This is a genomic window from Micromonospora sp. NPDC049523, assembly GCF_040676775.1.
Classification (GTDB): domain Bacteria; phylum Actinomycetota; class Actinomycetes; order Mycobacteriales; family Micromonosporaceae; genus Micromonospora_G.
This window is the reverse complement of sequence record NZ_JBFAPP010000022.1, coordinates 37,124-51,177: the sequence shown is the minus strand read 5'-3', so window position 1 is coordinate 51,177 and position 14,054 is coordinate 37,124. Positions and strand designations below refer to the sequence as shown.

Genomic DNA, 14,054 nt, shown 5'->3' with positions numbered 1-14,054 from the left:
GACTCGCGCCAGTCGTGCTCCCTGCCACAGCACCCGGTTCCGCGCCCGCTCTGACTCGCGCCAGTCATGCTCCCTGCCGCCGCACCCGGTTCCGCGCGCTCGCCGTGCTCGCGCTCGGTTCGGCGCTCGCCGTGCTCGCGCTCGGTTCGGCGCTCGCCGTGCTCGCGCTCGGTTCCGCGCTCGGTTCCGCGCTCGCGCTCGCCCCGTCCGTGTCGGCCTCGCTCTGGTGCCAGCCGCGCCCGGTGCCAGCCGCGTTCCGCGCGCTCGCCCAGCCCCGGCCCCCGTGCCGCTCGCCCCCACCCCCAACACCCAACGGGTCACCCCACTTGTAGAGAAAGAGGGGCTATCCGCGATGAGATAACCCTCTTTCTCTCCAAGAGGGCGGATCTTGGGGGAAGGGGGAGGAGAAGGAGGAAGGAGGAGGGGGTTAGAGGCCGCTTAGGCGTTGGCCGGCGCGGACTACGGCCATGGCGTGGCGGTCGCCGGGGCGGCGGCCGAGGCGCTCTATCGGGCCGGAGATGCTGACCGAGGCGATCACCCGGCCGGTCCGGTCGCGGATCGGGGCGGAGACGCTGGCCACACCGACCTCCCGTTCGGCGACGCTCTGTGCCCAGCCGCGGCGGCGTACCTCGGCGAGGGTGCGGCCGGTGAACTTGCAGCGGGGCAGCAGCGGCATGACCGCCTCCGGGGGCTCCCAGGCGAGCAGGACCTGGGCGGCCGATCCGGCGGTCATCGGCAGCACCGCCCCGATCGGTACGGTGTCGCGCAGCCCGCTGGCCCGCTCGGCGGCGGCCACGCAGATCCGTTCGTCCGCCCGGCGCAGGTAAAGCTGTGCGCTCTCCCCGGTGGCGTCGCGCAGCGCGGCCAGCAGTGGCTCGGCGGCGGTCAGCAGCACATCGGGTGCGGCGTTGGCAAGCTCGCCCAGCCGCGGGCCCGGTCGCCACCGCCCCTGGGTGTCGCGTACCAGCATTCGATGGATCTCCAGGGCCTGTGCCAACCGGTGCGCGGTGGCTCTCGGCAGCTTGGTGCGATCGACGAGTTCGGCCAGGCTGGCGCCGTCCACGCAGGCGGCCAGGATGACCACCGCCTTGTCGAGAACGCCGACACCGCTCATACTGTGTCCCACAAGCCGAAACATACCTCCCAGAATTTAGGATGTCCAGATGGTGGGAGTCACGCCAACACCGTCCTCGCCCAGGACCCTGGCCGAGAAGGTCTGGGACGCTCACGTGGTGCGATCCGCCGACGGCGAACCGGATCTGCTCTTCATCGACCTGCACCTGCTGCACGAGGTGACCAGCCCGCAGGCCTTCGACGGGCTGCGGATGGCCGGTCGCCGGGTCCGGCGTACCGACCTCACGCTCGCGACCGAGGACCACAACACCCCGACCGGGTACGCCGATCCTGCGTTCCGCGCCCGTCGCGGTGACCTGCTCACGATCGACGACCCGACCTCGCGTACGCAGATCGAGACGCTGCGCCGCAACTGCGCCGAGTTCGGGGTCAGGCTGCACCCGCTCGGCGACGAGAACCAGGGCATCGTGCACGTGATCGGCCCCCAGCTCGGGCTGACCCAGCCGGGCCTCACGATTGTCTGCGGTGACTCGCACACCGCCACCCACGGCGCGTTCGGCGCGCTGGCCTTCGGCATCGGCACCAGCGAGGTCGAGCATGTGCTGGCGACCCAGACGTTGCCGCAGATCCGGCCGAAGACGATGGCGGTCACGGTCACCGGTGAACTCGGCCCCGGCGTCACCGCCAAGGACCTGGTGCTGGCCCTGATCACCCAGGTCGGCACGGGTGGCGGGCGCGGCCACATCGTGGAGTACCGGGGCGAGGCGATCCGCAAGCTCTCCATGGAGGGCCGGATGACCATCGCGAACATGTCGATCGAGTGGGGCGCCAAGGCCGGCATGATCGCGCCGGACGAGACCACTTTCGCGTACCTCAAGGGTCGCCCGAACGCGCCGCAGGGCGCCGACTGGGACGCGGCGGAGGCGTACTGGCGCACGCTGCCGACCGACTCCGACGCGACCTTCGACACCGAGGTCTTCCTCGACGCGAGCCGGATCACCCCGTTCGTCACCTGGGGCACCAACCCGGGCCAGGGCGCCGCGCTGAGCGCGGTCGTGCCGGACCCGGAGGACTTCGTCACCGAGGCCGAGCAGACCGCCGCCCGCAAGGCGCTGGAATACATGGACCTGCGCGCCGGTACGCCGCTGCGCGAGGTACCGGTCGACGTGGTCTTCGTCGGCTCCTGTACCAACGGCCGGCTGGAGGACCTCCGGGCCGCGGCCGACGTGCTGCGCGGGCACACCGTCGCCGACGGCGTACGGATGCTGGTCGTACCCGGCTCGGCCGCGGTGCGCGAGGCGGCCGAGCAGGAGGGGCTGGACAAGGTCTTCACCGACGCCGGAGCCGAGTGGCGCTTCGCCGGCTGCTCCATGTGCCTGGGCATGAACCCGGACACGCTCAAGCCGGGGCAGCGTTCCGCCTCCACCTCCAACCGCAACTTCGAGGGCCGGCAGGGCCGTGGCGGGCGTACCCATCTGGTCTCGCCACCGGTCGCCGCCGCCACCGCCGTGATCGGCCGGCTGGCCGCCCCGGCCGACCTGTGAAGGGCTGATACGACATGGAAAAGTTCACCGTGCACAGCGGCACCGCGGTCCCGTTGCGTCGCTCCAATGTGGATACAGATCAGATCATTCCGGCGGTGTATCTCAAGCGGGTCACCAGAACCGGCTTCGCCGACGGCCTCTTCAGTGCGTGGCGAGAGGACCCGGCATTCGTACTCAACGATTCCATTTATTCCGGTGCGTCGATCCTATTGGCCGGGCCGGAGTTCGGCACGGGGTCATCGCGCGAGCACGCCGTGTGGGCACTGCGGGACTGGGGATTCCGCGTAGTGATCTCTCCCCGCTTCGGTGACATCTTCCGCGGCAACTCGCTCAAGGAAGGCCTCTTGCCGGTCGAGCTCGAATTGAAGGCGGTCGAGGAACTGTGGGACCTGGTCGAGGCCGACCCGACCACCCGCATCACCGTCGACCTGACTGCCCGGGAGGTTCGGGCAGGTGACTCCACCTGGTCGTTCCCGCTCGACGACTTCAGCCGCTGGCGGCTCATCGAGGGCTTGGATGACATAGGACTGACCCTCCGCCACGAGACCAACATCACCGAGTACGAGCGCCACCGGCTCCCCTTCCTGCCGGTCGTGGCATAGCCCACACCGCCCTCCCGGGAGCCGATTTCGCCCCCGCCGGACTTACGGATTCGTTGCTGCCCTACGCCTTCCGGGCAGCTCCGAGCCGCCGGTGGGGGCGAATCCGTTGCGACACAATGGCTTTTTTCCCGCAGATGTTTGTGTCCCGGTGGCACAGGGCATACCGTGCGCGCAGAATGGCTCGCGTTGAGTCCAGTTGCACATACGGGAGGGAAGTCGTGAACAAGGCCGAGCTCATCGAGGCGCTCGCCGCTCGCCTGGGGGACCGGAAGACGGCGACGGCGGCGCTCGACGCGGTCCTCGCCGAGGTTCAGGGGGCGGTCGCCAAGGGGGAGAAAGTGGCGATCACCGGTTTCGGAGTCTTCGAAAAGCGTGTCCGGGGGGCGCGAACAGCGCGGAACCCTCGAACAGGCGAGTCGGTGAAGGTGAAGAAGACATCGGTCCCGGCCTTCCGGCCGGGCGCCGGGTTCAAGGACATGGTGTCCAGCGGCAAGGTGCCGAAGACCGCCGCCGCGGCGAAGAAGACCACGGCGACGGCGGCGGCCACCAAGTCGACGACCAAGGCCACCACGGCCACGAAGGCGACGGCCACCAAGAAGGCGACCGCCACCAAGAAGGCCGCGACACCGGCCAAGACCACCGCCACCAAGGCGGCGGCCAAGAAGACCGCACCGGCGACCAAGGCCGCCGGGGCCAAGAAGACCACCGCGGCCAAGAAGACCACGGCGGCGAAGAGCACTTCGACCCGCGCCACAGCGGCGAAGAAGGCTCCCGCGAAGAAGGCCCCGGCCAAGAAGGCCGCAGCCCGACGCTGAAACACCGCACCACCTGGGCGCCCACCGGTTCCGCCGGTGGGCGCCTTCGTACGCGGCGCCCGACAAGGACACCGCCGGCCGGGGGCGGAAACCGGTACGTGACAGGCGTGTCGCGGCGGGGCACGCCGGCCGGGCCGGACAACGGGTACGAACACCGACCGGGTACGGGCGTTGACCCGTCGATGGCTTCGCCGGAGAATGGCCCGACCTCGTCCGCCCCCGCCCCCACGGGAGTCCCGGTGCGTCGTTCGGCTCCTGCGCTCATCGCCGCCGCCCTCGGCGTGCTGCTGCTCGTCGACATCCTGCGGGTCTGGCTGCCCTCGATCATCACCATCTTCGGGCAGGCCGCGTCCACCCCGGCCGAGCTGATGGGCGCCTTCGCCCTGCTCTGGTTCGTACTCCCGCTCGGTGCGCCAGCACTGTTCCGGTTCCTCGGCGCCGCCCGGGTCACCGCCGTGGCGGCGGTCGTCCTGGCCGGCAGCCGGCTGCTGCTGCCGGCCACCGAGGGCGGGCAGGCGCAGCTCTACCTGGCCAGCGCCGGCCTGCTCGCCGGACTGGTCTGGCTCGCCGGACTGGCCGCCACCGCACCGGTTGCCGTACCGGGGGTGGTGGTGGGGCTGGCGGCGACGACCGTACTGCACACCGCACTCGGCACGTACGACCTGGTGTGGCGCGGAAACGTGGACTTTCTGGTGGCGGTACCGGTGGCGGGAGCGTTCCTCTACGCGCAGCTATCAAGGTGGGGTCCGTACCGGGCGGGGCCGGCGCGACCGTGGCTGCTCGTCGGCCCGGCGCTGCTGCTCTGGGGCATGCTCGCCGGTTCACCCGCGCTCGCCGCGACCGGCGCGTCCTACCTGGCCGGTGTCGTCGCCGGCTTCGACCGGGTGGCGGTCCCGCCCTCGGGCGAACCGCTGCCGGTGACCGTGCTGGTCGCGGCGGCGGTCGGACTGTTCCTGGCCACCGCACTCGGGCCGGTACGCCAACGCCTGCTTCGCGGGCTCTACCCGGTCGCGCTGCTGGCCGGCAGCGTACTGTTCGCGCTCGACCTGCCGCTGGCGCTGCCGCTGGCGATACTGCTCGCCGCCGCCGGACTCGGCGGCTGCCTGGCCCTGGCGAACGCTTCCGCCGCTGCGTCCGTGGTGGACGATGGCACCGGTGGGACGGACGGGTCCACCGGGACTGCTGGGCCCTCCGCCCGGCCGAGCTACGCCGCACTCGGTGGGACGCTCGTTTTCGTCGTCGGCGCGATCGGTTACTACGCCGCCTACGACATCGGTTACCCCAACGGGGCGCTGCCGGTGCTGGTGGCGCTCTTCGTGGCCGTGCTGGCGATCCGGGCTCCGGCGGCGAGCGAACCGGTGCGGGCGGAGGGCGTACCCGAAACGGCCGGCGGCGGGGTGCGGGCGCCGCTGCGGTCCTGGCGGCGCACGGCGGTGATATCCGGGACGGCGCTCGCCGTGGTCGGCGGCCTGCTGGCCCCGCCGGGCGCGGACGCCGCGCCGGCCCCGGACGGCAACCGGGTACGCCTGGTCGCCTACAACATCCGCATGGGTTTCGGGCTCGACGGGCGGTTCGACCTGGACGGGCTCACCGGTGTGCTCACCGGTCAGCGGCCCGACGTGGTGGTGCTCAGCGAGGTCGACCGCGCCTGGCTGCTCAACGGCGGCCACGACACCCTCGCCCTGCTCGCCGGGCGCCTCGGCATGCGGTACACGTTCGCACCGGCCGCCGACCCGGTCTGGGGCGACGCCGTGCTGACCTCGCTGCCGGTCGACTCGGCCGGCACGGTGGTGCTGCCCCGGCTGGGTGCGGTCACCGGCGCCCAGGCGCTCGGCGTGGTGCTCCGGGTCGGCGACACCGACCTGGTCGTCGTCTCCACCCACCTGCAACCGCCACCCGACGACGGACCGGTGGCACAGGCCCGTGAAGCGGCCCGTTACGCCGTCGAGTTGGCCGCTGGGCGGCCGTTGGTGCTGGCCGGGGACCTGAACACCCAACCGGGGGAGCCGGCGTTCCAGGCCCTGCTGGACGCCGGTCTGGTCGACGCGCTCGCCGCCGACCGACCGCTGCCGACCAGCCCGGCCGACGACCCGGTGGAACAGATCGACCACGTGCTCGTAGCCGGCGGTGTCACCACGACCGAGGTGACCGTCGTACGCAGCACCGCCTCCGACCACCTGGCCGTGGCCGCGACCCTCACCCTGCCCGCCTGACGACGCCCGCCTAGAGGCGGTCGGCGCCGAGCAGGCGGTCGGCGGAGAAGGCGAGCAGCCAACCGCCACCCTTCGGGGTGCGGTAGTCGCCCGGTACGCCGGTCAGCTGCTCCAACGCGCCCGGAATCACCTTGCCCTGGCTGCACACCACCGTCGTACGCCCGTCGACCGCCAACTCCACCAGCCGGGCGGCCAGGGCCAACGCGCACTCGGCCACGTCCTGTCCCGGCTTCGGCTCGTCGAGGTCGGAGTCGACGTCGATCGGCAGGTCCAGCAGCTCGGCCAGCGGCTCGACCGTCTGTACGCAGCGCCGCGCGGTCGCCGAGCGGAGCCGTACCGGCCGGATCAGCGCCCCCAGCGACGCCACCGTACGGGCCTGGGCCATCCCCTCCTGGTCCAGCGGCCGGGCGGTGTCCGGCCCGGACCAGGTGGCCCGGTTGCCGGCCTGGGCGTGCCGGAACACCGCCAGCACCGCGGTCACCGGCGCCAGGGCGGCGAAATCGCGCAGCACCCAGATGTCGTGCGGGTACGTGACCAGGCCGATAGCCTCGTCCAGCGCAAGCCAACGGATGTCGTCGACCTCCGTACCCGGTTCGAAGCCGCCCGTGCCCACCGCCCGCATCGCCCAGTAGTCCACGCGTTTGGGTCGCCCGTCGCTGAAGTACCGGACGCTGCGCAACCGGGCCTGCGGCACCGCCCGTACGTCGGCCTCCTCGGCGACCTCGCGTACGGCTGCGGCCAGCGGGTGCTCGTCCCGGTCCAGCTTGCCCTTGGGCAACGACCAGTCGTCGTAGCGGGGGCGGTGCACCACGCACACCTGCACACCCCGCTCGGACGGGCGCCAGACGACACCGCCGGCCGCTCGGATCAGTGGGCTCACGGCAGCCAATCCGTCCGGCTTCCCTTGGTGGTGCCGCGCCACGCGTCCGGGAACTCCGCCCGTACCCGGCGGATAGTGGTCCGCTCCCGTTCGGCCAGCCGTCCGGCGGTGACCGCCAGAGCGTGGTCGGTCGGATCGTCGGCGGCCACCCCGAGCCAGGTCTCGGCGGCCACCGCCGCGTCCTGGTGCTCGCCGAGCAGCTCCTGCACCCGCGACAGCGACTTCGCCAGCTTGCGGGCCCCGCCGCCAAGGACCGGGGCGACCGCGTCGACCGCGTACCGGGCCTTCTTGCCGTTGATCCGTACCGCGTGCCACCGCTCGTCCGGTGCCAGCGGGTCGAGGTCGGCGGCGGCGTCGCTGTCCTTGCCGCCGTGGGCCAGCCGGCGCCACGGTTTCGCGACCAACTTCGGCAGTACGTCGACCGCCCGGCCCCGGGCCGCGCCGGTCAACTGCGGCTCACGGGTCGCCGCGACCAGCGCCTCGACCAGGGCGGCGTAACGCTCCGAGCCGAGGGCCTCGTCGACCGAGGTCAGCGCCTGTTCGTGCCGCCGCTCCAACACCGCGTCGATCCGGTCCACCGCCGCCCGGTCCAGGTGGCTGAGCGGGTCCGCGTCCGCGGTCACGTGCAGCCGGGCCCGCAACACCTCCGCGTCCCGGGCCGCGCCGAGCACGTCGGCGAGCCACTTCAGCTCGTCCCGCAACGGGTCGACCCACTCGGGCCGCAGCAGCGACCGGAACGTACGCAGGTCGCTGCGCAGCCGCCGGCAGCCGACCCGCATCTGGTGTACGGCGGTGTCGTCGTCGCCGACCGGTTGGCGCAACCGGACCAGCGGATCGTGTGCGAGCACCCGGCCGACACCGCGCCGGATCGCGTTCGTCACCACGTCCGCGGCGCTCGGCTTGCCGGGCAGCTCCGTCGGCGCGACCAGGTCCGCCGGCCCGGCCGCCGCCTTGCCGAGCGCGCGTACGTGCTTGGGCGTGAACCCGCCCGCGACCGCACCGGCCTCGCCGAGAACCGCCTCCACCCGGTCGAGCAGGTCCCCGTCGCCGCCCTTGCGTTCGACCTCGACCTCCCGGAACCGTTTGCGCACCCGGTCGCCGTCGAGCACCGAGACCGCGTCGTCGGCGATCTCGGCCAGCACCCGGTCGGCGTCGTCCCGCAGCTCGTACGCGTGCCGGACGCTGCGCACCACGGCCGCCGGCACCAGCGGCACCCCCCGCGAGTACGCGGTGACGAGCGCGGTCAGCTCGGCGGGGGTTTCCCGGCGCTTGCCGGGGCGGGAGATCTCGTGCCGCGTTCCTGGCACGTCGGACGGGAGCTTCACCGTCCAGGGCAGCGGATCACCCTTGCGGTGGCGCAACGAGACACCGGCGCGGGCCAGCCGCAGGTCGGTGGTGTCGAGGTAGGTGGCGGTGAGGGTCACCGGGGGCAGGGCGAGTACCCGGCCCCCGGGCGGCACCGTCGCGGACAGGTCCGGCAGCGTGAAGTTCTCGTCAACCTCGTACTTGCGTTCCTCCTCCAACATCCACCAAGCCTATCCACGCCGGCCCCCGCGGCGGAGTTCCGCGCCGATCCGCCTACTTCGCGGTCCGCGATCCGCCTACTTCGCGGTCCGGGCGACCCGGCGCAGCATCGCGTCCTGGAAGTCGACCAGCGGCCGGTCCGGCTCGCCGGTCCGCCGGCTCCAGGTGCCGTCCGGGTGCAACTCGAACGAGGCGACGTCGTCGCTCATCGCCGTGGTCAGCACCTGGTCCAACTCGGCCCGCGCGATCGGGTCGGTGACCTGCACCAGCGCCTCCACCCGACGGTCCAGGTTGCGGTGCATCAGGTCCGCCGAGCCGATCCAGAACTCGGCCGAGCCGCCGTTGCCGACCGGTCGCCCACCGGCTGCCGCGTCGGCGGCGAGCGTGCCGCCGCCGTTGCCGAAGCGGAAGACCCGGGAATGTTCGAGGAAGCGGCCGAGGACCGACCGGACCCGGATGTTCTCCGACAGGCCGGGTACGCCGGGTCGGAGCGTGCACATGCCCCGGATCATCAGGTCGACGTGCACCCCGGCCCGCGAGGCGCGGTAGAGCGCGTCCACGATCTCCTCGTCGACCAGCGAGTTCACCTTGATCTGCACCAGGCTCGGCACACCGAGCGCGGCGTGCGCGATCTCCCGGTCGATCCGCTCGATCAGACCGCTGCGTACGCCCTCCGGTGCGACCAGCAGCCGGCGGAACCGGGTCTGCCGGCTGTAACCGGTCAGTACGTTGAACAGGTCGGTCAGGTCCGCGCCCACTTCCGGGTCGGCGGTGAGCATGCCGAAGTCCTCGTAGAGCCTGGCCGTCTTCGGGTGGTAGTTGCCGGTGCCGATGTGGCAGTAGCGGCGGATCTGGTTGCCCTCCTGGCGTACGACCAGGGCGGTCTTGCAGTGCGTCTTCAGACCGACCAGGCCGTACACGACGTGGCAGCCGGCGCGCTCCAGCACCCGCGCCCAGCCGATGTTCGCCACCTCGTCGAACCGGGCCTTCACCTCGACCAGCACCACCACCTGCTTGCCCGCGGCGGCGGCGTCGATCAGCGCGTCCACGATCGGGGAGTCGCCGCTGGTCCGGTAGAGGGTCTGCTTGATGGCGAGCACGTTCGGGTCGGCCGCGGCCTGCTCGATGAAGCGCTGCACGCTGGTCGCGAACGAGTGGTACGGGTGGTGCACCAGGATGTCGCCGTCGCGCAGGGTGGCGAAGACACTGCGCGGCACCTCGCCCTCGACCAGGCGCGGGTGGGTGGCCGGCACGAACGGGCGTTCCTTCAGATCGGGCCGGTCGCACTCCTTGTAGATCTGCCACAGCGAGGAGAGGTCGAGCAGCCCCGGCACCCGCAGCACGTCCTGGTCGTCCATGTCGAGTTCCCGGACCAGCAGGTCGAGTACGTGGTCGGAGATGGAGGATGCGACCTCGAGGCGTACCGGCGGGCCGAACCGGCGCCGGGCCAGCTCGCGTTCCAGCGCCTGGAGCAGGTCTTCGTCGCGGTCCTCGTCGACCTCCACCTCGGCGTTGCGGGTGATCCGGAACAGGTGGCACTCGACCACGGTCATACCGGGGAAGAGCTGGTTGAGGTGGGCCGCGATCAGGTCTTCCAACGGCAGGAAGCGCATGCCCGGGGTGTCCCGTTCGACCCGGACGAAACGCGGCACGTTGTTCGGCACCTTCACCCGGGCGAACAGCTCGGGCCCGCCGTCGGGGTCGCGTACGGCCACCGCCAGGTTCAGCGACCGGCTGGAGATGTACGGGAACGGGTGCGCCGGGTCGACCGCGAGCGGGGTGAGCACCGGGAAGATGTGTTCCCGGAAGTAGGTGCGCAGCCGTTCCCGCTCGGGTGCGGGCAGTTCCGCCCAACGGATCAGGTGGATGTCGGCGGCGGCGAGCCGGGGCACCACGTCGTCGACGAAGCAGCCGGCGTGCCGGGCGACCAGGTCGGCGGTCTTCTCCGAGATCAGCTCCAGTTGCGTACGCAGCGGCAGCCGGTCGCCGCCGCGTACCGGCAGTCCGGCCTGCAGCCGCCGCTTCAGGCCGGCGATCCGGACCATGTAGAACTCGTCCAGGTTGCTGGCGAAGATGGCCAGGAACTTGGCGCGTTCGAGCAGCGGGGTGGCCCGGTCCTCGGCCAGGGCCAGGACCCGGGCGTTGAAGTCCAGCCAGGAGAGTTCCCGGTTGAGGAACCGGTCCTCGGGCAGCGGTTCGGGCATCGCCGGTGGGTCCTGTGCCGGCGGCGGGGTGCTGCCGGTGCCGGTGCGGGGGCCGTTGTCCGATTCTGCGCCGTTTCCGGCGGGTCGGACGAACCGTCCGTTCGATCCCCGAGGGGGCGTGCCGGGCGGAACGAGTGGTTCCGAGTCCGGCAGCGCCGAACGCGGGGTGGTGGCCAGGGCGCGGCCGGGCGACTGGGGGCGGGGGTGGGCGGGCGGGGTGCTCACCGCTTCATCATTGCCCGAACCGGGTGAACGCAAAATGAACTTGCCGTCTTCGGATCACGGCAAGTCGGACAATGCGCTCGGCTGGGCCGGCGCAACCCGGTCATCTCACCCCGGAACGGGTCAAGCTGGCGCCGATAAATCCGGTTGGTCCAGTGGGTCGATGATCACACCAGGCCGGGCAGGGTGATCCGGCTAACCTCGCCGGACGAGCCGTGCTCGATCTTCAGGCGCTGGCCGAGGCGGAGCAGTCGCAGCCCCGAGGCGTCGAACGCCGCGGCCGGGAAGGCGACCTCGGTGCCGTCGTCCAGCAGCAGCGTGCCGGACCGGGTCTGCGGGTCGTACGTCGCCACGGTGCCCTGCATGCCCAGCACCGTACACCGGGCCGGTGGAGTCGGCTGCCGGCGGCGACGAGATGGGGCGTCGGGGAGCAGCGCCCGTCAGGGGAGCAGGGCGGCCGTGTGCCGGCCGAGGCCGAGCGCCGCCGCGGCCAGCAGGTCCTCGCGGGTGTCCACGTCGCGACGCAGGGTCGGCCCGGCCCCGGCCAGCGCGAGCGCCCCGGAGGCCGAGTGCGCCGCCGCCGACGGCCCACCGAAGCGCGGGTCCAGCGGTACGCCGGCTGGCGCCACCAGCAGCACCGTACCGGTGCCCGGGGTGTCCGGTGCGAACCGGCGCAGTCGCGGCGGACCGGCCGCCACCGCCGCCAGCGCGGCGGTCAACTCCGCCGGCCGCAGGGCCGGCAGGTCGGCGGTGAGTGCCGCCACCCCCGCACCGCCGACCAGGGCGGCACCCAGGGCGAAGGCGTTGTTCAGCCCACCGGCCGGCGGGTCCGGGGTGATCCGGGCGCCGAGCGCGCCCAGCGCCCGACCGGCCGCTATGTCGTCGGTCACGACCAGCACCCCGGCGACCGCCGGGCTCGCCAGCGCGGCGCTGACCGTGTCCAGCGCCAGCGCCAGGGCCAGCGGCTCGTGCGCAACCCCCGGCAGCGCGCCACGCAGCCGACTCTTTGCCGCGCTGAGCCGCTTGACCGGCACCACCACAGTCCAGGTCGGTTCGGTCACCCGATCATCCTGCCAGCCGCCGGCACCGGCCCCTCGCTGGCCGTACCAGGGGCGAGCAGGCATGATTTCGCTGCGGGCCGGGGCGGTTGGGCGGCACCGGGGCGCCCGGTGCTCCCTGGGCCCGGGGCACAACGAGGAGGGGCATAGTGGCACGACGCAGGCTGGGGTTCTGGCGGCGGTTCGCGATCGCGTTGGTGAAGCCGCCGATGTGGGTCTGGACCCGAAGGACCTGGGCCGGCATGGAGTACGTACCGACCTCCGGCGGCGTGATCATCGTGCCGAACCACATCTCGCACGCCGACCCGCTGGTGGTGGGGCACTACATCAACGACACCGGACGGTGGCCGCAGTTCCTCGGCAAGGCCAGCATCTTCCGGGTGCCGGTGGTCGGTTACATCCTGCTCAGGTGCCGCCAGATCCCGGTGGAACGAGGCACCGTCGACGCCGCCCGGTCGCTGGAAACCCTCGTCGCCGCGGTCAAGGACGGCGGCGCGGTGGTGATCTACCCGGAGGGCACCACCACCCGCGAACCCGACCTCTGGCCCATGCGCGGCAAGACCGGCGCGGCCCGGCTGGCCCTGGCCACCGGTGCCCCGGTCGTCCCGATCGCCATCTGGGGCGCGCAGAAGATGTTCGACCCGCGCGACGCCAAACTCAGCCTGCGCCCCCGGATCCCGGTCTCGGTGGTGGCCGGGCCTCCGGTCGACCTGAGCCGCTGGGCCGGTGCCGCCCCGACCAAGCAGGTGCTGGACGAGATGACCAACGAGATCATGCTGCGCCTGCGGGACCAGCTCGCCGAGATCCGGGGCGGCACACCACCGCCGATCTGGGCGCCGAACGGCCAGCGCCGGACCGTCGCCGAGGAGACCGCGCACCGCGACGGGGACGCCGCGTGACCGGCCACGTCGCCGTCCTCGGTGCCGGTTCCTGGGGTACGGCCTTCGCCAAGATCCTCGCCGACGCCGGTCGGGACGTCACCGTCTGGGCCCGCCGCGAGTCCGTGGTCGAGGCGATCCGGACCACCGGCCACAACTCCGAATACCTGCCCGGACTGCGGTTGCCGCAGCGGGTCACCGCCACCACCGACGCCGCCGCCGCGATCGGCGGCGCCGACCTGGTGGTGCTCGCCGTACCGTCGCAGACGCTGCGGGGCAACCTGGCCGACTGGGCCGCGTTCATCGAGCCCGACGCGACGCTGGTTTCCCTGATGAAGGGGATCGAGCTGGGCACGACCAAGCGGATGAGTCAGGTGATCGTGGAAACCGCCGGGGTGGCCGAGGACCGGGTGGTGGTGGTCTCCGGTCCCAACCTGGCCCCCGAGATCGCGCAGGAGCAGCCGGCCGCGACCGTGGTTGCCTGCACCGACATGGACCGGGCCACGCTGGTGCAGGCGTCGATCACCACGCCCTACTTCCGGCCGTACACGAACGACGACGTGATCGGCTGCGAACTCGGCGGCGCGGTGAAGAACGTGATCGCACTGGCTTACGGCATGGCCAACGCGATGGGGCTGGGCGACAACACCAAGGCCACCCTGATCACCCGCGGGCTGGCCGAGACCGCCCGCCTCGGTGTGGCGCTCGGCGCCGACCCGCTCACCTTCGCCGGGCTCGCCGGCCTGGGTGACCTGGTCGCCTCCTGCTCGTCCCCGCTGGCCCGCAACCGGACCTTCGGCGAGCACCTGGGCCGGGGCGAGACTCTCGAACAGGCCCAGGTGGCGACCCGGCAGACCGCCGAGGGGGTCAAGAGCTGCCTGGCGATCCGGGACCTGTCCCGGGCCCACGGGGTGGAGATGCCGATCACCGAGCAGGTCGAGCTGGTCTGCCACGAGGGCGCCAACCCGAGGCTGGCGATGGCGGTGCTGATGAGCCGCAAACCGAGACCGGAATGACCACTGACAACGCCGTACGGGCTG

At 72.3% G+C, this 14,054-nt stretch carries 12 protein-coding genes; 6 read left to right on the top strand and 6 right to left on the bottom strand.

All coding sequences use genetic code 11. The features are described from left to right. Positions 1 to 427 precede the first annotated feature (427 nt). Positions 428 to 1,114, bottom strand: a complete 687-nt coding sequence (locus AB0J90_RS28290; RefSeq protein ID WP_326560479.1) for an IclR family transcriptional regulator — start codon at positions 1,112 to 1,114, stop codon at positions 428 to 430. Between the two features lie 49 nt (positions 1,115 to 1,163). On the opposite strand from AB0J90_RS28290, the gene leuC reads away from it, so the two are divergent. From leuC to AB0J90_RS28270, 4 genes are all read left to right on the top strand, one after another. Then, on the top strand, positions 1,164 to 2,618 hold the full coding sequence (gene leuC / locus AB0J90_RS28285; protein ID WP_363600905.1) for a 3-isopropylmalate dehydratase large subunit: 1,455 nt from the start codon (positions 1,164 to 1,166) through the stop codon (positions 2,616 to 2,618). Between the two features lie 14 nt (positions 2,619 to 2,632). Next, positions 2,633 to 3,220: a 3-isopropylmalate dehydratase small subunit gene (leuD, locus tag AB0J90_RS28280; protein ID WP_326560477.1), complete on the top strand. Its 588-nt coding sequence runs from the start codon at positions 2,633 to 2,635 to the stop codon at positions 3,218 to 3,220. 218 nt (positions 3,221 to 3,438) lie between these two features. Then, positions 3,439 to 4,035: an HU family DNA-binding protein gene (locus tag AB0J90_RS28275; protein ID WP_363600903.1), complete on the top strand. Its 597-nt coding sequence runs from the start codon at positions 3,439 to 3,441 to the stop codon at positions 4,033 to 4,035. A 239-nt stretch (positions 4,036 to 4,274) separates the two neighbouring features. Beyond that, a complete protein-coding gene (locus AB0J90_RS28270; RefSeq protein WP_363600901.1) occupies positions 4,275 to 6,248 on the top strand; it encodes an endonuclease/exonuclease/phosphatase family protein in 1,974 nt (657 codons plus the stop codon). Positions 6,249 to 6,258: 10 nt separating this feature from the next. Here AB0J90_RS28270 and AB0J90_RS28265 read toward each other — a convergent pair whose 3' ends face one another. The 5 genes from AB0J90_RS28265 to cofC all read right to left on the bottom strand — a co-directional run bounded on the left by AB0J90_RS28265 (position 6,259) and on the right by cofC (position 12,139). Then, positions 6,259 to 7,128: an NUDIX hydrolase gene (locus tag AB0J90_RS28265; RefSeq protein ID WP_363600899.1), complete on the bottom strand. Its 870-nt coding sequence runs from the start codon at positions 7,126 to 7,128 to the stop codon at positions 6,259 to 6,261. Next, positions 7,125 to 8,654 carry a CYTH and CHAD domain-containing protein gene (locus AB0J90_RS28260; RefSeq protein ID WP_363600897.1) on the bottom strand — a complete coding sequence of 510 codons (1,530 nt, stop codon included), beginning with the start codon at positions 8,652 to 8,654 and terminating at the stop codon, positions 7,125 to 7,127. The genes AB0J90_RS28265 and AB0J90_RS28260 overlap by 4 nt, the downstream gene beginning before the upstream one ends. Before the next feature lie 75 nt (positions 8,655 to 8,729). Then, positions 8,730 to 11,033: an RNA degradosome polyphosphate kinase gene (locus AB0J90_RS28255; protein WP_363601062.1), complete on the bottom strand. Its 2,304-nt coding sequence runs from the start codon at positions 11,031 to 11,033 to the stop codon at positions 8,730 to 8,732. A 212-nt stretch (positions 11,034 to 11,245) separates the two neighbouring features. Further along, positions 11,246 to 11,443: a cold-shock protein gene (locus AB0J90_RS28250; protein WP_363600895.1), complete on the bottom strand. Its 198-nt coding sequence runs from the start codon at positions 11,441 to 11,443 to the stop codon at positions 11,246 to 11,248. A 75-nt stretch (positions 11,444 to 11,518) separates the two neighbouring features. Beyond that, the gene (gene cofC / locus AB0J90_RS28245; RefSeq protein ID WP_363600893.1) at positions 11,519 to 12,139 is read right to left on the bottom strand and encodes a 2-phospho-L-lactate guanylyltransferase; all 621 of its coding nucleotides are present in this window, start codon (positions 12,137 to 12,139) and stop codon (positions 11,519 to 11,521) included. A 146-nt stretch (positions 12,140 to 12,285) separates the two neighbouring features. Here cofC and AB0J90_RS28240 point away from each other — a divergent pair, with 146 nt between their 5' ends. Further along, the gene (locus AB0J90_RS28240) at positions 12,286 to 13,035 is read left to right on the top strand and encodes a lysophospholipid acyltransferase family protein (RefSeq protein WP_363600891.1); all 750 of its coding nucleotides are present in this window, start codon (positions 12,286 to 12,288) and stop codon (positions 13,033 to 13,035) included. Then, complete coding sequence (locus AB0J90_RS28235; protein ID WP_363600889.1) at positions 13,032 to 14,030, top strand: NAD(P)H-dependent glycerol-3-phosphate dehydrogenase; 999 nt, start codon at positions 13,032 to 13,034, stop codon at positions 14,028 to 14,030. The genes AB0J90_RS28240 and AB0J90_RS28235 overlap by 4 nt, the downstream gene beginning before the upstream one ends. Positions 14,031 to 14,054: the final 24 nt, after the last annotated feature.